The sequence below is a fragment of the Streptomyces roseicoloratus genome, assembly GCF_004117935.1.
Classification (GTDB): domain Bacteria; phylum Actinomycetota; class Actinomycetes; order Streptomycetales; family Streptomycetaceae; genus Streptomyces; species Streptomyces roseicoloratus.
Map to the genome: position 1 here is coordinate 1 of NZ_SDOY01000164.1, position 16,605 is coordinate 16,605.

At 70.1% G+C, this 16,605-nt stretch carries 20 protein-coding genes; 15 read left to right on the forward strand and 5 right to left on the reverse strand.

The genetic code is table 11. From position 1 onward, the window contains the following. The 8 genes from ESG85_RS28350 to ESG85_RS28385 form a co-directional block, all read left to right on the forward strand. A partial coding sequence (locus ESG85_RS28350; protein WP_128984031.1) for a dCTP deaminase occupies positions 1-497 on the forward strand: 497 nt, incomplete at its 5' end. Further along, on the forward strand, positions 494-1,603 hold the full coding sequence (locus ESG85_RS28355) for a glycosyltransferase family 4 protein (protein WP_128984032.1): 1,110 nt from the start codon (positions 494-496) through the stop codon (positions 1,601-1,603). The genes ESG85_RS28350 and ESG85_RS28355, both read left to right, overlap by 4 nt. A 112-nt stretch (positions 1,604-1,715) precedes the next feature. After that, the gene (locus ESG85_RS28360) at positions 1,716-2,759 is read left to right on the forward strand and encodes a serine hydrolase domain-containing protein (protein ID WP_128984033.1); all 1,044 of its coding nucleotides are present in this window, start codon (positions 1,716-1,718) and stop codon (positions 2,757-2,759) included. A gap of 198 nt (positions 2,760-2,957) precedes the next feature. Next, positions 2,958-3,461 carry a DUF4365 domain-containing protein gene (locus ESG85_RS28365; protein WP_128984034.1) on the forward strand — a complete coding sequence of 168 codons (504 nt, stop codon included), beginning with the start codon at positions 2,958-2,960 and terminating at the stop codon, positions 3,459-3,461. 1 nt (position 3,462) lies between these two features. Then, on the forward strand, positions 3,463-4,590 hold the full coding sequence (locus tag ESG85_RS28370) for a hypothetical protein (protein ID WP_128984035.1): 1,128 nt from the start codon (positions 3,463-3,465) through the stop codon (positions 4,588-4,590). Positions 4,591-5,078: 488 nt separating this feature from the next. Continuing rightward, positions 5,079-5,573 (forward strand): FliH/SctL family protein, encoded by a 495-nt coding sequence (locus ESG85_RS28375; RefSeq protein ID WP_246095341.1) that lies wholly within the window; start codon positions 5,079-5,081, stop codon positions 5,571-5,573. 440 nt (positions 5,574-6,013) lie between these two features. Then, a complete protein-coding gene (locus tag ESG85_RS28380; protein WP_128984036.1) occupies positions 6,014-6,361 on the forward strand; it encodes a transcriptional regulator in 348 nt (115 codons plus the stop codon). Continuing rightward, the gene (locus ESG85_RS28385) at positions 6,358-7,029 is read left to right on the forward strand and encodes a nucleotidyl transferase AbiEii/AbiGii toxin family protein (protein WP_128984037.1); all 672 of its coding nucleotides are present in this window, start codon (positions 6,358-6,360) and stop codon (positions 7,027-7,029) included. The genes ESG85_RS28380 and ESG85_RS28385 overlap by 4 nt, the downstream gene beginning before the upstream one ends. A 271-nt stretch (positions 7,030-7,300) precedes the next feature. Here ESG85_RS28385 and ESG85_RS28390 read toward each other — a convergent pair whose 3' ends face one another. From ESG85_RS28390 to ESG85_RS28405, 4 genes are all read right to left on the reverse strand, one after another. Then, complete coding sequence (locus ESG85_RS28390; RefSeq protein WP_128984038.1) at positions 7,301-7,957, reverse strand: response regulator; 657 nt, start codon at positions 7,955-7,957, stop codon at positions 7,301-7,303. Next, entirely contained in the window at positions 7,954-8,871 is a 918-nt protein-coding gene (locus ESG85_RS28395) for a sensor histidine kinase (protein WP_128984039.1), read from the reverse strand. The genes ESG85_RS28390 and ESG85_RS28395 overlap by 4 nt, the downstream gene beginning before the upstream one ends. Positions 8,872-9,054: 183 nt before the next feature. Beyond that, positions 9,055-9,690, reverse strand: coding sequence for a DUF998 domain-containing protein (locus ESG85_RS28400; RefSeq protein ID WP_128984040.1), 636 nt, complete (start codon positions 9,688-9,690; stop codon positions 9,055-9,057). Between the two features lie 298 nt (positions 9,691-9,988). Continuing rightward, on the reverse strand, positions 9,989-10,480 hold the full coding sequence (locus ESG85_RS28405) for a DUF5994 family protein (RefSeq protein ID WP_128984041.1): 492 nt from the start codon (positions 10,478-10,480) through the stop codon (positions 9,989-9,991). A 236-nt stretch (positions 10,481-10,716) separates the two neighbouring features. On the opposite strand from ESG85_RS28405, the gene ESG85_RS28410 reads away from it, so the two are divergent. From ESG85_RS28410 to ESG85_RS28440, 7 genes are all read left to right on the forward strand, one after another. Further along, positions 10,717-10,983 carry a hypothetical protein gene (locus tag ESG85_RS28410; RefSeq protein ID WP_128984042.1) on the forward strand — a complete coding sequence of 89 codons (267 nt, stop codon included), beginning with the start codon at positions 10,717-10,719 and terminating at the stop codon, positions 10,981-10,983. Positions 10,984-10,989: 6 nt separating this feature from the next. Beyond that, positions 10,990-11,139: a hypothetical protein gene (locus ESG85_RS37060; protein ID WP_425471288.1), complete on the forward strand. Its 150-nt coding sequence runs from the start codon at positions 10,990-10,992 to the stop codon at positions 11,137-11,139. Positions 11,140-11,436: 297 nt separating this feature from the next. Then, positions 11,437-11,895 carry a DUF5994 family protein gene (locus ESG85_RS36810; RefSeq protein ID WP_342781429.1) on the forward strand — a complete coding sequence of 153 codons (459 nt, stop codon included), beginning with the start codon at positions 11,437-11,439 and terminating at the stop codon, positions 11,893-11,895. Positions 11,896-12,523: 628 nt separating this feature from the next. Next, positions 12,524-12,727, forward strand: a complete 204-nt coding sequence (locus ESG85_RS28425; protein WP_042817427.1) for a cold-shock protein — start codon at positions 12,524-12,526, stop codon at positions 12,725-12,727. Between the two features lie 245 nt (positions 12,728-12,972). Next, positions 12,973-14,535, forward strand: coding sequence for a DEAD/DEAH box helicase (locus ESG85_RS28430; protein ID WP_128984043.1), 1,563 nt, complete (start codon positions 12,973-12,975; stop codon positions 14,533-14,535). Next, positions 14,532-14,834, forward strand: coding sequence for a CBS domain-containing protein (locus tag ESG85_RS28435; protein ID WP_128984044.1), 303 nt, complete (start codon positions 14,532-14,534; stop codon positions 14,832-14,834). Before ESG85_RS28430 ends, ESG85_RS28435 begins: the two co-directional genes overlap by 4 nt. Positions 14,835-14,987: 153 nt before the next feature. Then, on the forward strand, positions 14,988-15,296 hold the full coding sequence (locus tag ESG85_RS28440; protein WP_128984045.1) for an SCO5918 family protein: 309 nt from the start codon (positions 14,988-14,990) through the stop codon (positions 15,294-15,296). A gap of 157 nt (positions 15,297-15,453) precedes the next feature. On the opposite strand, the gene ESG85_RS28445 is transcribed toward ESG85_RS28440, so the two are convergent. Continuing rightward, entirely contained in the window at positions 15,454-15,834 is a 381-nt protein-coding gene (locus ESG85_RS28445; protein ID WP_128984046.1) for a hypothetical protein, read from the reverse strand. Positions 15,835-16,605: the final 771 nt, after the last annotated feature.

Here is a 16,605-nt window from a genome sequence, read left to right on the forward strand (position 1 = left end):
CCGGCGAGATCACCATCGACCCGTACGACCCCGCCCGCGTCTCCCCGAACGCCTACGACTGGCGCCTCGGCGACACCCTCCGCGTCTGCGCCGGCGACCTCGACGCCGCCATCCCCACCACCTACACCGAGCAGGCGATCCCCACCACCGGCCTGGTACTCCAGCCCGGCCTGCTCTACCTCGGCGTCACCCACGAGCGCACCGGCTCGGAGGCGTACGCGCAGATGCTCAACGGCGACCGCACCATCGGAGCCCTCGGCATCTGGGTCCACGTCTCCGCCCCGCTCGGACACCAGGGCCACGCCATCCGCTGGACCCTGGAGATCCGCGCGGCCCGGCCCGTCCGCGTCTACCCGGGCATGACGTTCGGCAAGCTGGTCTTCCTGGCCTCCCAGGGCACCCCGGCCAGCTACCAGCGGCAGCTCGCGAAGTACGCCTCCACCGACGGGATCGACATCTCCCGCCTCTACGAGGAGATCGACGGAGGCCGCCGGTGAGTCCTGACCGGAATCCGCTGGTCGCCACCTTCCTGGACCTGCCCGTCGGCAGCCCCGGCGGCAGCGTCGAACTCTTCCTCGACCTCTACACCGGCGAGAAACCCCTCATTCCCGCAAGGGCCTTCATGCTCGCCCCGACCGGACCCCGCCCGCGGACACCGGCCGGCCTCGACCTGCTCAGCGCGAGCGGTAAGTGCCTGGAGGGCCCCGCCTTCCACCGGTACGTCTCCCACCTGCGCCAAGCCCTGACGGCCGCGATCAACCCGTCCCAGATCGACGTCCTGCACCTGCAGCACCTCGCCTTCGGCGCCACCCCCGCCCTGATCCGGGCCCTGCCCGCGCACCCCCGCATCGCCCTGGTCCACGGCACCGACCTGCTCTTCGCCGAAGCCCACCGCGACCAGCTCCAGATCCTGCGGGCCACCGCCCGGGCGGCCGATGCCATCGTCGTCCCCACCGGTGCCATGGCCGACCACCTCCTCAAGCTCGCCCCGCAGACCGACCGCCGCAAAATCACCCACATCCCTTGGGGCATCCCCGACCGCCTCCTCACCGACCCGCCCGCCCGAACCACCCACACATCCAAGAGCCACCTCCGCCTGCTGTACGCGGGCCGGCTGACCGCCGAGAAAGGCGTCGAGGCCCTGATCCGGAGCGTGGCCCCGCTCCAGGGCGTCGAGCTGTCGATCGCCGCCCCCAGCGCTCAGTTCCGCGCGCTGGCCCCACGGCTGCGACAGGCCGGGGTGAGGGCCCGCTATCTCGGCTGGCTCCGCCGTCCCCAGCTGTGGAAAACGTTCGCCGAGCACGACGTACTCGTCATGCCCTCCACGACCCTGGAGGCCATGGGCCTGGTCGGCCTGGAAGCCCAAGCCTGCGGCCTCCCCGTCCTCTACCAGCCCGTCCCCGGCCTCAGCGAAGCCCTCGCCCGCTCCGGCATGGCCACCGACTTCACCCACCCCTCCGCCCTCACCCGGGACCTGGACCGCCTGCGGACCGAACCCGGTCTTCTCTCCGCCCTCAGACAGGCCGGCTACGCCAACGCCGCCCGCTACCTCCTGTCGAAGACGGCCCGCGAACTGGCTGGCCTCGGCCGACAGCTCACCTGAGATCCAGCCGGGCCGGGCAGCACTCCAGGCGACCACCGGCACGCCGTTGCCCGGCCCGACCGACCCACGTCACTACGCTGGCCGCTGGGATGCCCACACGAAGAGGGAGACCATGCCGTACCGCACCGACCGCATCGAGCATCTGCTGAGCGAAGGCGTCCGTGACAAGGTCTACCCGGGCGCGGTGTGGGCCGTCGGCGACTCCGGCGGCGTCCGGGCGGCAGGCGCCACCGGCGTCCTGGATCCCGACGAGCCGGACGTGAAGATGCGGCCGGACACCGTGTTCGACGCCGCCAGTCTCACCAAGATCCTCGCGGTCTGGGCCTCCATCGGAGCCCTGTGGGAGGACAGCATCCTCGACCTCGACGCCCCGCTCGGCACCTTCTGGGACGAGGTCACCGGTCACCCGCTCGGGGCCGTGACCGCCCGGCAGCTCCTGACCCACACTGCCGGCCTCCCCCTCCGCGCCCAGTTGAAGAACCTCTACGGCACCGACCCCACCGACATCCGCCGCGGAGTCCTGCACGAAGCCCTCAACCGGCCGCCTGGCGAAGCCGTCGAGTACACCGACCGGGCCGCCCTCATCCTCGGCTACCTCGCCGAACACCTCTCCGGCCGACCCCTCGACCAGCTCTGCGAGGAGAGGACCTGGCGCCCGCTGGGCATGGACTCCACGCGCTTCGGCCCGTTGTCCGCCGACATGGCGACCCGGTGCGCCCCCACCGAAGTCGACCAGGACACCGGCGCCCACCTCAAGGGCACCGCCCACGACTTCTCCGCCCGTCTCCTCGGCGGAGTGTGCGGCATCGCCGGCACCTTCACCGTCCTCGACGACCTGGCCGTCTTCCTTCGCTACATGCTCGACCACACCACCGCCCCCGCCGCGGCCGGCTTCGGCGCCGAGTGGAGCGCTTACTCCCTCACCGTGCAGACTGGCGGCCTCCAGCCAGAACGTGGCCTGTTCTGGCACCCGGCCCCCGGCACCACCGACGAGCAGGACGTCTGGGTCCACTACGGCTTCACCGGCACCGGGATGTGGATCTCCCCCACCCAGGACCGCTGGGCGGTACTGCTGACCAACAAGCTCTACTACACCCGCGACCGCCAGCCACTGACCGACGTCCGCAACGCCTTCCGCCAGGCGGCATTCGCCTGATCTCTCGGTGCGGCCCAGAGCAGAACGCCGCTGGCTTGACCGCAAACGGCTTCAAAGATGAGGACTCGTGGCCCTGCTGGACGCGCGTGGCGCAAAAGAAGCGGCGACGACTCCTGTTACCGATCTGGACGTTGAGGGCCTGTTCCCACATGCTCCACCCGCCCCTATCCTCGCGATCAAGCGGCAAGGGGAGGGCGCGTGGCAGGCGAAGCGACAAGCTGGCAGAAGGAACAGATCAGCCGCGCGTACGTACATGCCCTCGCTTCCCAAGGCGGTTACACCGTGGGCGAGTGGAACGTCGACAAGGACGGTGTGGACGTCACGCTCCGGGATCGCGGCCTGATGGTCGACTTTCAGCTCAAGTGCACCCAGAGCCCCCGTGTCATCCGAGGCGGATACAGCTTCGACCTGGATGTCGAGACCTACGACAAGCTACGGAGCACGGAGCGCTCCGCACCTGGGCACTTGGTGCTCCTGGTGGTACCGCCCAACCTCGAACTCTGGGTCACCCAGCACTCCGATTCAGTCGTACTCGCCTGCCACGGATACTGGGCCTGCCTGCACGGCCGCGACTCGGCGGCCAGTCGTGCCACCACCGCGATCAGCCTCCCGGAGGAGCAGCAGCTCTCGGTGAAGTCCATGCGTGGCATGTTCGATATGGCGCGCAGCATTCTCCTGTCCGGCAGCGCGAGGGTGAACTGACATGGCTACCGACACGCTTCCCTTCGGGCCGGACGAGATCCGCAGCTATCTCAAGGTCACCGGCTGGTCCACCGTGTCCGGAAGCGACGTCGCCGAACTCTGGCGCCTGCCGGGACCGACCGAGGAAGTCGTCCTCGTTCCCATGAAGTCCGGGGCCCCGGACTTCGGCAAGCGCGCACGCATGCTCGTCGAAGACCTGGCGCGCGTCAGCGCCGAAGACACGCGAACCGTGCAGGACGCCATCGCCTCCGTGTTCCACGACGTGACGGACCTCAGGGCCTCCCACCCCACGATTCGGGACGGATCGATCCCCCTGGATGCCGGATTCGAGCTGTTCCAGTCCGCTAAGCGCCTCCGCGTGGCCTCGGCCGCGGCCACCATCCGACGCCAGGGACACTTTCGTAATTTCCCGACTCGCGCCCGGGACCAAGCCCGCGACGTACGCCTCGGACAGACCCGTAAGGGCTCGTACATCGTGCCCATCATCAGCCAGGCACGGTCACCGCTGGACGTGTACGAGCGGGGGCAGGAGCAGATCGACATCGAGGTCGAGGAGACGCTCTTCGACCGACGAGTGACCGCGACCATGTCCCGTGCCTTGGGCGTGCTGGAGGAAATGGCCGGCGCAGAGCGAGTGCCCACGCCGAGCGAGATCACAGATTCCATCGGGGAAGGCGTCTCGTACGAGCTGTGCCAAGCCCTGTCCAAGGTCGTGAACAGTGACGCGGTCGACACGCTGGACGTCACTTTCAACTGGTCCCGCGTGGCAGCGGCTCCACCTGGCACGCCGCGTGAGGTCGAGTTCAACCACGATGCCATCGCCATCGTGGAGCGAGTATCCGACCAGCTCAAGACGAGCGTTTACAGCCGCGAGAACGTAATCTTCGGCTTGGTCACTCACCTGAACCGTCATCCAGACGACGAAACAGGCCGGGTGGGCGTCCAGGCCCTCATCCAGCGACGCAGCCGCACGGTCTGGATGGACCTTCCCGACGCCGGCTATCACGAGGCAGTCCGCTGCCATGACTCCGGCATCCCCGTGCGCGTCCGCGGGGTGCTCAATAGCCCACCCGGAGGTTCCGCCACCATGCAGGTCGCCGACTTCGGGCCGGATCCGTCCCTGGGGTAGTAGTCGGCCCCACTGATGCCGTACCGGGCGCAAGGCGTGCCCCATCGACACCTCTCGGCACACGTCATGGCGGCGGATATCGGGAATCGGCCTGACGTCACGCTCAAGACAAATAGGCTGCTTGCCGGATCTGACGGGAAGAGGCCGATGCAGTACTGCGAACGCCACGAGATGAACAACTGTGCGGACTGCGCTCCGCGCACACCACGCAGCGCCACGCCCGCCGGCGAATGGGACGGGTGGCCGGCGGCTGCGATCGTCATCCACGCCAGTGGCAAGGCCCACCTCCCGGGCTGCGGACACATCGCCCCGGCCGACATTCGACCACCCCTGTACGGCTGGGTGCTCGCCCCCTCGCCTGGAGCATGGCGTCGCCTCGCACCTTCTAACCCGCTCCACGCCACGAGTGGCAACACGGAGCGAGCGGCCGTAAGCCGCTGCATGACCTGCGACGCAACGCAGTAGGGCAACCGAGAGGACCGCTACGCGTGACCTATCAGCCGGACCGGACCTGCGGGCGACCTACCCGTTCAGGCACCCCCTGCAAGATCCGGATTTCAGGTTCGGACGTGGCCTGCGGCACCCATGCCACCGAGCAGGACAAGGCCGTAGCAGAAGCCCACCGTCGAGGGTGGAACGAAGGGTGGAAAGACGGATGTGAAAGCGGTGCGAGCTCCTCCAAGTCTCACATCGCGCATCTGGAGAAGCGCGTCAAGGAGCTTGAGGAGCAGCTCGACGCCGCACGGCGCGTGTACGAGGTCGACGGCTGCCAGGTCGTGCAAGTCGGTAAGTACAGCTATCGCTGGCGCGGAAGCGACCCACTTGCAGTCGGCGACCGCGTACTACTGCCCGAGAACTGGCTGAGCAAGATCAAGGAAGGCCCGGGCCCCACAGTGGGCGTCGTCACCAAGCTCGGCACCACGTACCGCGGTTCCCTGGCGGACATCGTGGGGCGGGCGCCGACCACCGACGGGACCGATTGACGAACCCCGTGCCACAACGTGCCAGTAGGGGCGGTAAACAGCGGTCAACAGCAGGCGCGGGAGGACAGTCGAGAGACCTACGCCTGACGGCCTTTTCCGCAGGTCAGAGGCCATTTGAGTGCCCAAGTGCGGGGTGATTCCCAAGCTTATAGCGCGGGTTCGATTCCCGTCATCCGCTCCACAGCAAAGCCCCAGGTCAGAGACCTGGGGCTTGTTTGTTGGCAGACGAGTCTCGCGACTCACACGCCCTTCAGCACCGCGAGACGGGGCACGCGAAGGGCACGAAAATCCTCATCGTCTCGCGGGAGGTCCCGTATGAGCCCGCTGACCTGCATCTAGACCATCCTTACCGCCACTGAAGCCCGGTGGGAGCCCTGAGCCAGGTGTTCCCTGTACCGGAATCGCCCGGCCGTCTCGCGCTCCTGCGGAATAATCAAGGCATGGCAGCCACGCCCAGCGTCCCCGAGGTCCGCCGTACCAGATACGCCCGGCGGCTTCCCGCCAAGCTCTCGGAGCTCGGCGGTCCCGCCCACGGCCACGTCGCCCTTCCACTGCACCTCTCGTGGTCCGGCCTGGCCCGGTTCGACCTTGACCAGCCCCGGTTGCGGATGAGCTGTTACCGGATCGTCCTGGCGGAGGGGCAGCACGATGACCTGGTTCACTATCTGAACCGGGACCTGCTGGTCGCCATGTGGCCCGTCCTGCGCACGCTGATCAGCCGGGACATCCGTGACGTCTGGGAGAACGCCTTCAACGAACTGGCGCCCGACGACCAGGCTGCTGCGTGAATCTCACGGAACTGCACCGGCGGCTCCTCGCGGATCTCCTCGCCGTAGGCAACGATTACCCGCTCGTGCTCACGGGTGGCTACGCCGTCCAGGCGCACGGATTGGTCGACCGGCTCAGCAAGGACCTCGATGTCGCCACCGAGAACCCGGCGCCGATGGCGAAAATCGCCGCGACCGTACGCACCGGGCTGGAGCAACGCGGCTGGCAGGTGCGGGGGTTGGAAACCGACCCGCTATACGCGCGGTTGATCGTCACCGACGCCGCCACCGGCGAGGAGTGCGAGGTCGACGTCCTCAAGGAAGCACTCTGGCGCCCGCCCGTGAAGACTCAGCACGGTTTGGTGCTTTCCCTGGAGGACGTCGTCGGCACAAAGGTCCGGGCACTGGCAGACCGCGGCCTGGCACGTGACCTGATCGACGTCCGCGCGGCAGCCGACCGCTGGGGGCACAGCGAACTCGAAGAACTCGGCCGCCGCCATGCCCGCGACAGCTTCGACCTCTCCGACCTTCAGGCCCGGCTCGCCGGCGCGGACTGGATCGATGACACCGAGTTCGCCGCGTACGGACTCGACGACGACCAGACTCTCGAGCTGCGACAGTGGGCTCAGGAGTGGGCCGATGACATCGCCGAGAGACTCCAGGAAGCGGAAGAGCCACCGGACGACTGATCACCGAGCGCCGAACACCACGAGAAGGCTTCACATCTCCGAGGAATCCGGTCGTGCCCCAGCCGTGCCCTTCGGGGCGGTGCCCAGCGGTCACCACGCGTATCGCCGAGCCAACGAGAAGCGCCGCACCAGGCGCCGTTTTCGCAGGTCAGGCATCAGATGATCAAACTGGGCGACGGTGATTCCCAAGCTTATAGCGCGGGTTCGATTCCCGTCATCCGCTCTTCCACGAAGCCCCAGGTCAGCGACCTGGGGCTTCGTTTTGCCATCGTCAACCGTCGGAGCGCGAGGCTCTTACGAGACCGTGCTCGTAGGCGGTGATGACCAGTTGCACGCGGTCGCGCAGGCCCAGTTTGGTGATGGCCCGGGAGATGTGGGTCTTCACGGTCAGCGGGCTGATCACCAAGGCGGCGGCGATCTCGTCATTGGACAGCCCTTCCGCCACCAATCTGACCACCTCGTTCTCACGCGCCGTCAGCGCGTGCAGGGTGGCGGTGGGCCGGGGGCGGTGCGCGAAGCGCTCGATGACACGGCGGGTGACACCCGGGGACAACAGGGAGTCGCCCGCCGCCACGACCTCGACCGCCCGGCGCAGTTCGGCCGGTTCGACCTCCTTGGTGAGGAACCCGCTCGCGCCTGCTTGCAGCGCCTCGAAGACGTGCTCGTCGGTGTCGAACGTGGTCAGGATGATCACCCTGGTCGTCGGCAGCTCGGTCAGGATGCGGCGAGTGGCCACAATGCCGTCCATGCCCGGCATTCTGATGTCCATCAGCACGACGTCCGGCCGCAGCAGAGCGGCCTGACGCACCGCCTCCTCTCCCGAGGCGGCCTCGCCGACGACGGCCAGGAATTTGGCGCGGCCGAGCAGGCTGCGGAACCCTGCCCGGACCAGCGCCTGGTCGTCGGCGAGCAGCACACTGATGGTCATGGCATCAAGCCTGTCACGTGATCCGTCAGAGGCAGGACGACCTGAACGGCGAAGCCCTTGCTCGCGTCGACGCGCAGCGTTCCCCCGAGTGCCGTGACGCGCTCACGCATCCCGGTCAGGCCGTGCCCCTCCGTGAAGCCCGCGGCGGGGCGCCCGTCGTCGGTGACCGTCACCTCCAGTGCTCGCGGTCGTGCCTGCACTCGGATGGCGAGGCGCCCGGCGTCGGAATGGCGCAGGGTGTTGACCACGGCCTCCTGGACGACCCGATAGGCGGTGAGCGCCTGGGCCGCCGGAACGGCGTCGGGATCGCCCGCCGAGTCGTAGCGCACTTCCAACCCGGCCGCCTCGGCCTGCGACACCAAGCCGGCAACGGACTCCAAGCCGTGCTGTGGCACATCGCGGAGCTCACCCACGAACGCCTTCAGGTCGGTCATGGCCTGGTTGCGCACGGCGATCGCGGTGCGGAGGGCGGCGCGCGCCTCCTCGGGCGAATCGTCCAACGCCTCGACGGCGACGTTCAGGTGGACACCGACGACGGCCAGCGTATGGGCGACCACATCGTGCACCTCCCGGGAGATGATCAGCCGCTGCTCGACCAGCCGGGTCTGTTCCAGTTGGAGGATGCGGGCCTGATGCTCGGCCCGCCAACGGCCGTACTGGCGCCAGGAACTCTCGGCGGTCGACACCAGGGCCAACCAGAGCAACTCGACGCCGCCTCGGGCGAGAGCTTCAGGGGCGTCCAGCCCCTGCATGGCCAGGCCGTATGCCAGGGTGAGGGTGCCGACAGCGGCGGCCCAGCCCGGGCGGCTGCGCGCCGCGGTGAACAGGGCGAAGGACAGAGGCCAGACCGCGCCGCCCTCGAACAGACCAGCAGTTTGGTAGCCGACGAGCGTGGCGGCGGACAGGACGAGCACCAGCAGGGGGGCGGCGTCTGCGGACCAGCAGCAGACCGCCCAGGATCACGCCCAGGCCGAACGTGCCGTGCCACGACAGCGGCGCACCCATCGCGGCGGGACCTGCGCCGATGGCCACGGCGGTCAGGAACGCGAGGGCCAGGTCCACCAGCCGCGCCCGCCACCTGCTCTGCGGACGGGAACTCACCGGACGATGCCTGACGTCATGCGGCCCATCGTGCCCGACGCCGAAGGCCGGCACTTCGCCGAGGTGGCGGCCAGGGCCAGCCAGGCCAGGTTCAGGGCGATGACGATGCGTTCGGCCAGGCCCAGGGGGGCCGTGTGGGTGAGGGCGGCCTTGTCCACCAACGCCACGGCGAACAGCACGAACGCCGTCGACGACGCCCACGCGAGCACGGTCAGCGCACGCGCCCTCGAGGCCCACGCCGGATCGCGCCGCCGGACGACCGTCAGCCGGACGATCGCGATCGCCAGCGCCAGGAATCCCGCCCAGGCCGCGACCCCGTGCACACTGTCGGAGAGCGAGGGGCGGCTCCAGTTGCCCGGCGGGTCGGCCGGAAAGACGGCGGCGATCAGTACGCACCCTGCCCAGAAGTGCAGGAGCCACCCGCCCCATCCACTGCCGACGGCCCGAACGGCCACGGCCGCCGATCCGACCGCGACCGCCAGCAGGCCGACGGTCACCAGCCAGCCGTGCTGCAGGTTGACGTACCTGCTGACCGTCTCGGCCATGGGGTCGTACCCCTGATTGACCGCATCGGATATCGCGAAGGCGAGGACGGCGACGGTGAAGCCGGCCAGAGAGACTGTCTTGGTCATAGGGCCAGACAGTAGGTCTGGCCTCCGCCCGGGAGCGTCGTCCCCGCCGCGTCATCCGAGCCTGCGTCAGCGGAGTACACGACTACTCCGATCGATGTACGACCGGGCCAGGACTCACGCTGGTGCTCTGCGGAGCGGACAGGTCCCGGCCGGGCCGGACGTGCGGGGGCGGGCGCAGCCCGGAACTCGGCGATCACGCTCACCGCGTGACGGTGCCGGTTCGATTCCCGTCATCCGCTCTGCTGCGAAGCCTCAGGTCGGAGACCTGGGGCTTCGTCGTTGTCCGGGTGGAGCCGACCTACGAGGCCTCGGGGTGGGGGAGTTCGGCAAGGAGGATCTCGGCGGCCCGGGTGACGTTGTCGGCGCGGACGGCTCGGGCCATGGCGGTGCGGGCGGCTTCGGGCGTCGTGTTCGGCGGGATGACCATGAGGGAGAAGTGGTCGTTCTCGCCGCGGGTGATCAGGACGGTGTCGTCGCCGACGGGGAAGGAGTCGAGGTGCACGACCCGGTCGTCGACGACCAGGCGGGTCGGGATGCTGTTCCAGGCGGAGGCGTCCAGGCCGACCCGGGTGATGGGGCCGAGGTGCTCGGCCAGGGCGGCGACCAGCGGCGGGATCTCCCGCTCCACGTCACGCGAGCGCGGCCACCACGCGCCGTCGAGAAGGCTCTGCCTGGACCCCGTCGTCTCCAGCCGGAGGAGCGCCGTGCCCGGTTCGACGGCTCGGTGGATCTCGTCCGGCAGGAGGCGCGGAGGTGTGGGTCCCCGGGGGGAAGTGCCGGCGTCGGTCATGATCGGTCCGCCCGTCCACGGTGCTTCCGCCTGCCGTCCCTCGGTGGTGGCTTGTGCCGACCGGCGGGCGGGGCCCGTTCTTTCACCGTACTCCGGCAGGGCCCACGTACGCGCCGCGCCCGGTGCGGAGCCGTCCGGCACCGGCCCTGTCGGACGTACGGTGGACGTATCGGTGCGCGTCCACCCCGCTCGGGCCACCCGCGGACGTCCCCCGCTACGGAAAGGACGGTGCCGCCTTGGACCGCAACGAACCAGAAGCCCTGCCTCCGCCGGGATACGCGGAGATCCGCGTCGTGGCCGCCACACCGGACACCGCCCGTAGGGTGGCCGAGGTTCTCCGCCGCTGCTTCGCCGGCGGGGAGCAGCGCAGCTACCCCGCCCCGGGCGGAGGCACCCGCCTCCACCTCACTGTCGACACCGCCCGCCCCGCCGAACCGGCCCGTTCCTGGCTGACCACCAGCAGGCCGCCGAGCGGCACCGGGCCCCACGCCGAGGAACCCTGACCACGCGTGGCGGCTCCTGCCGGCGGGGGCGTCCTGGAAGCCGCGCCGCGGTATCGCGCCACCACCCTCCCCGTCGGCTTCGGCGGCGACCAGCCGCGGGTCGGCGGGGTGACACTCGCGCCCGGGGACCGGATCCTCTGCTTCACCGACGTCTGATCGAGGAGCGCTTGCGCGGGCAGGAGGAGTTCGGCGAGGAGCAGCTGATCGACTGGGTCCACCCGGCCGGCCGGGGTGGCCCGGTACTAGCTGGATCAGGACGACCGGGTCGTACGGGCCGTGGCACGCGGCCTGTCCCACACCCTCGGACGAGCCCGCGGCGAGACCACCACCGACGACGCCACCCTCGTCCTCGTCGAGTGGCGCGGGTGACGGGGTCTCCGCACGTCCGGCGGCACGGCCGACCGAAGAACCGGGCCGTCCCGACCCCCGCGCCCGGCCCCGGCGCGGAGTACGTTGGAGGTACCGGGGGCACCTCGTACCCCGCCTTCACGCGGGCGTCGTTCCCGGCGATCGCTACGCCGGGCCGCCCGCAGGCGTCCCGGGGACGGGGCTCGGCCTCATGACCAGCACGACCGTTCCCACCCGCCAGGCACGCTGGCACTGACACCACACACCTCCCTCGCCGGCCTGCTGGACGGCGCCTGGTGGCCGTACTCACGCGATCTCACCACCGAGCTGCCGCCTCTGGTGGACGCGCTGCGGGGCCGCTGCGGCCGCATCACGCGCATCACCGCGAACCCCGGACCCTGGCCCGTCTCCCCCTACGAGATCCCCGTCGGCGGACATGCCGTGCACGTCGGCTGGTTCACCGAACAGGACCCCGACGCGATGATCCTGCTGTCGTACAGCCTCGACCGCTGCGACCTGCTGGTGATTCCCCCGAGACCGCACCCGAATCCGCCACACGCCTGATGGCCGCCGCGTCCGTCCCTGGCAACCTGCACACCGCAGGCACCCTCATGTCCGACGAGGACACGGTCGGTCGCCGCCTTCGGGAGGCCCGAACCGGTGAGGACACCTGGGAGACGGAAGGCGGGGCCTTCCCGCAGCCCCGCCCCCACCCTCGCCCCGTCGTGGGGGCACGCATGATCTTCCTGCCGCAGCGCGCGTGGAGATGACATCGCCGCAACTGCCGGGCGGTCCGCCTCGTGTCGGCATCGAGCGCCGAGGCGCTGCGCTCATTTCCTTCGGTCTGCCGAGGCGAGCCAAGGCAGGACCGCCCGGAGCGGGCCGGGCGGCGTGAATGCCTCATTCGGGAGGCAATAAATACCTGTCACCGCCAGTGGAGATTCTCACCGGTGCCACGAAGAGGATTTCTTCCGGCGTCACGCGCGGGAAAACGCGGAACGCACACGGACGGCCCCGGCGTGCTACTGTCGAATCAGTTGCAGTTTTGGTACCCGAAATTTCGCACGCTTCGCCGGCCGCAGGTCGTACGGAAGCGTTTCGCATTCCGGTATTTTTCCGGGCAGGGAATCATCGCGGCGACACGGCATCCGTAAAGTGCGGATTCCGCTGCACTGCCCGAAGGAGATATGACATGGCTGCAGGCACCGTGAAGTGGTTCAACGCGGAAAAGGGATTCGGCTTCATCGAGCAGGATGGTGGCGGCCCCGACGTGTTCGCCCACTACTCGAACATCGCCGCCCAGGGCTTCCGCGAGCTCCAGGAGGGGCAGAAGGTCTCCTTCGACATCGCGCAGGGCCAGAAGGGCCCGACGGCGGAGAACATCGTTCCCGCCTGACGCTGACCCGCGGTACGCAGCTGGGGCCCGCATCCTTCGGGGTGCGGGCCCCAGCTGCATGCGTTTCCCAGGGTTTTCCCGCGTCCCCGCACCACGGGCACCACCCCACTCGATCCACCGCGTCAATCATCTTCCACTGGATCCGCATCGCCTGATTCCCTCTCCGCTTCGACCGTTCCGGCAATTTCGAGCGCTTTCGTTCCCGTCGGAATCATCGCCGCGCGCCGCATCAAGGAAGGTTCTGGATGAACCCCACACGCACGGACGGCCGTTCCTCACGCAACCGCCGCAAGGGCGGCCCTGCACACGACTCCTCCGCCGAAACGGGAAGAGGCAGTCGTTCCGCTTCGTCCGGCGCGAAACGAACGGGACGTCCGAGCCGACCGGGCGGGCGCGGCCGACGTGCGGCCACCGCGCGGGGAGAGTTCGCCCTGCCGGAGACGATCACTCCGGCGCTGCCGGCCGTCGACGACTTCGCCGGCCTGGCGCTGGACCGTCGTCTCCTCTCCGCGCTCGCCGCGCAGGGCGTGTCCGTCCCGTTCCCCATCCAGGGGGCGACGCTGCCGAACTCCCTGGCGGGCCGTGACGTCCTGGGCCGCGGACGGACGGGTTCCGGCAAGACGCTCGCCTTCGGTCTGGCCGTGCTCGCCCGGACGGCCGGACAGCCGGCCGAGCCCCGTCGGCCTCTGGCCCTGGTCCTGGTTCCGACCAGGGAACTCGCCCAGCAGGTCACGGACGCCCTCGCCCCCTACGCCCGGGCGGTGGAACTGCGCCTGGCCACCGTCGTCGGGGGAGTGCCGATCGGCCGGCAGGTGAAGGCCCTGCGCCACGGCGCCGAAGTCGTCGTGGCCACCCCGGGCCGCCTCAAGGACCTCATCGACCGCGGCGACTGCCGGCTCGACCAGGTCGCCGTCACCGTCCTGGACGAGGCCGACCAGATGGCCGACATGGGCTTCATGCCCCAGGTGACCGCGCTGCTGGACCAGGTGCGGTCCGGAGGCCAGCGGATGCTGTTCTCCGCGACGCTGGACCGCAACGTCGATCTCCTGGTCCAGCGCTACCTCACCGACCCCGTCGTCCACTCCGTGGACCCCTCCCAGGGCGCGGTCGTGACGATGGAGCACCACGTCCTGCACGTGCACGGCGCCGACAAGCAGCGGCTGACCGCGGAGATCGCGGCGCGGGACGGCCGGGTGATCATGTTCCTGGACACCAAGCACGCGGTGGACCGTCTCACCGACGACCTCCTCGGCCGCGGGATCCGGGCCGCCGCCCTGCACGGCGGGAAGTCGCAGCAGCAGCGCGCCCGCACCCTGACCTGGTTCAAGAACGGCCACGTCACCGTGCTGGTCGCCACGAACGTCGCGGCCCGCGGAATCCACGTCGACCGGCTCGACCTCGTGGTCAACGTGGACCCGCCGGCCGACCACAAGGACTACCTCCACCGCGGCGGCCGCACCGCCCGGGCCGGCGCTTCGGGCAGTGTCGTCACCCTGGTCACCGCCGGCCAGCGCCGCGGCATGGTGCGCCTCATGGCGGCCGCGGGCATCGTGCCCGAGACCACCCCGGTCCGCTCGGGCGAGGACGCGCTGGTCCGGATCACCGGCGCGCGGACCCCCTCCGGCGTTCCGGTGACGATCACGGCGCCGCCCGCCGAGCGGCGGAGCCGGCGGGGCGCCGCCCCCCGCGGTCGACGCGCTCCCCTCTCGACGGCACGGCACTCGGGCGTGCGGCGTTCCGCCGGGCGCGGCGGTCCCGCCCCCGCCCTGTCCGGAAGCCGACCCATCTCCTCAGGAGGCACCTCGTGACGCCGGTCCACACGCAGCCCCGCCCGTCCCGCCCCGTGCCCGCACGTCCGGCGGGCGCCGACGCCGCGGACACCGCCGGACCACAGGTCTGCGACGACATGACCGTGGAGGTGGCCCTGGCCGTCATGGCCGGCGCCCGCACCGGGCACCTGCTCCTCTGCGACAACGACGATCAGCACACCGGCCTCGTCACCCGCGCCCAGCTCATCACCGTCCGCGACAGCGCCGCCTACACGGACCGGCTCCGGCTGCGCGACCTCCCCGACGACGGCCGCCGTTTCCCACGGCGGCCCCTGTGACGCCCTGACGGGCCCGGCTCCCCGCCGAGCCCCGCACCGGCTGTCACGACCGGGAACGGGGCGAGACCCCCAACCCCACCCCGTCCCCGGTCGTCACGTGAACCGCCCCGCGCCGCCGGGACCGCCCCTCTCCCTCGACCTCTGTGAGGCACCATGCGCTGCGTCATCGCCCGCTTCCCCTTCGAGCTCACCAAGACCGGCGTCCTGGACGCCATGAACGGCGTCACACCCGAGGAGATCACCGGCGAGTCCGTGATCATCGGTCGCCGCACCTACCCCGTCAAGCAGGTCGGCCAGGTCATCACCCGGCAGGACCGGCGCGACTTCACCGCCCGTGAGGTCGTCCTCGCCATGACCAAACTCGGCTTCACCTGCCGCGACCTCCCTCGGAGCAGCGCTCCCGCCCACGGCACCGGTTCCCTCCGGGACGCCTCCGCGGCGCTCGGCGCCCCGGCGGCCTGACCCCCGCGGTCCGCGACCCACGGGCGGACACGGACCGACGACCGGGCACCGAGAGGGCCCGACCGGCACCCGGCCGACGCCGCACAGGCGGCGCCGGCCCTGCCGGTCGGGCCCTCCTCCGTATCCGCGTACGCCCGCCGCGGGTCCTCCCGCCAGGTCAGTGATCGGAGTACGTGACGTCGCCGATCGTCCAGGCGCTGACGTCTTCGATCGAGACGCGGTACATGCCTCCCGTCTCCGGAATCGCCGTCGTGCCCTGGAGGATCCGGGCCATGTGGAAGTGCAGGTGCGTGGGCGTCTCGTCCCCGCTCCCGGCGGCGGACTCGTCGCCGCTCCCGGCGGCGAAGGCGACGGAGAACTCGCCCAGCCGGTCGGAGTCCGCCAGGACCTCGGAGACCCGCTGTCGCCACACCGCCTCGGGTGCCAGCCGACCCGTGATCACAGCGCCCCCGATGACGACGGTCAGGGACATCTGGTTGCTCCGCCCGGACTCCACCAGCCGGGCGACGTAGCCAAGCAGCTCGTCAATCTTCGACATGAGGGCGATCCTACGAGTCCCTTCCCCCCGCCCGCCGCGTCCTTCCGAGTGGGCGGCCGGCCTGGCGCTGCCCGTGCGTCTCGGAGACCGGCGGTCGGTCCGGCACGACCTCCCCCGTCTCCGCTCTTCCCTCCGCCCTTCTCTCCGCTCCGCAGGACCGAAAATCTACTGCGGCCACGGTAGACATCAGCATGTGGGCGAGCTATGTTTTTTCTCGTATCCCGCAGAGACAAAGAGGCCTGGCAGAGACGAACTGCCGGCAAGCAGTACAGGTAGTCGCAGTGAGCAGGGCAGTGCGGCGGTGGAGTTCCGAAGCCAGGGCTTTCGCAGGACGGTGACGGAACTGACGGCCGGACTGGGCGGCCCGCAGTGATCAGGGGCCTCCATCAGCGGTACCCCTGGTGAAGGCGCGTCGGGCTGCGGGGCGCGCACCAGGGCACGGAGACGGCGGCGCTCCCTCAGGCCGCCGAGCAGTACGCATCACCAGCAGTACGCATCACCAGCAGTGCGCAGTATCCGCAGGACAAGAAGTCGATCGGCAGGAACGGAGGAACGCGGCGCCATCAGGATCGCCCGGGCGGAAGTCCCGCGTCCGGGTACCGCAGGACATCGATAGCGAGGTGGTCTCCGGTCAAGCAACCGCGATCCCCGCACCCCCGGCAGCAGCCAGGCCGGGCGGGCGGACACGGAAGGCCGGCGTTTCATCAGGGCCGGCAGGTGGTGTAGTAGTTCCTTCAGGGCCCTGGTGCCAGTACTGGCACCAGGGCCCTC

Bases quoted from the DNA above. Each gene is read 5' to 3' on its own strand.
- ESG85_RS28430 (WP_128984043.1), top strand. From the start codon at position 12,973: ATGAACCCCACACGCACGGACGGCCGTTCCTCACGCAACCGCCGCAAG.
- ESG85_RS28440 (WP_128984045.1), top strand. From the start codon at position 14,988: ATGCGCTGCGTCATCGCCCGCTTCCCCTTCGAGCTCACCAAGACCGGC.
- ESG85_RS28405 (WP_128984041.1), bottom strand. From the start codon at position 10,480: ATGACCGACGCCGGCACTTCCCCCCGGGGACCCACACCTCCGCGCCTC.
- ESG85_RS28390 (WP_128984038.1), bottom strand. From the start codon at position 7,957: ATGACCATCAGTGTGCTGCTCGCCGACGACCAGGCGCTGGTCCGGGCA.
- ESG85_RS28360 (WP_128984033.1), top strand. From the start codon at position 1,716: ATGCCGTACCGCACCGACCGCATCGAGCATCTGCTGAGCGAAGGCGTC.
- ESG85_RS28400 (WP_128984040.1), bottom strand. From the start codon at position 9,690: ATGACCAAGACAGTCTCTCTGGCCGGCTTCACCGTCGCCGTCCTCGCC.
- ESG85_RS28380 (WP_128984036.1), top strand. From the start codon at position 6,014: ATGGCAGCCACGCCCAGCGTCCCCGAGGTCCGCCGTACCAGATACGCC.
- ESG85_RS28370 (WP_128984035.1), top strand. From the start codon at position 3,463: ATGGCTACCGACACGCTTCCCTTCGGGCCGGACGAGATCCGCAGCTAT.
- ESG85_RS28445 (WP_128984046.1), bottom strand. From the start codon at position 15,834: ATGTCGAAGATTGACGAGCTGCTTGGCTACGTCGCCCGGCTGGTGGAG.
- ESG85_RS28425 (WP_042817427.1), top strand. From the start codon at position 12,524: ATGGCTGCAGGCACCGTGAAGTGGTTCAACGCGGAAAAGGGATTCGGC.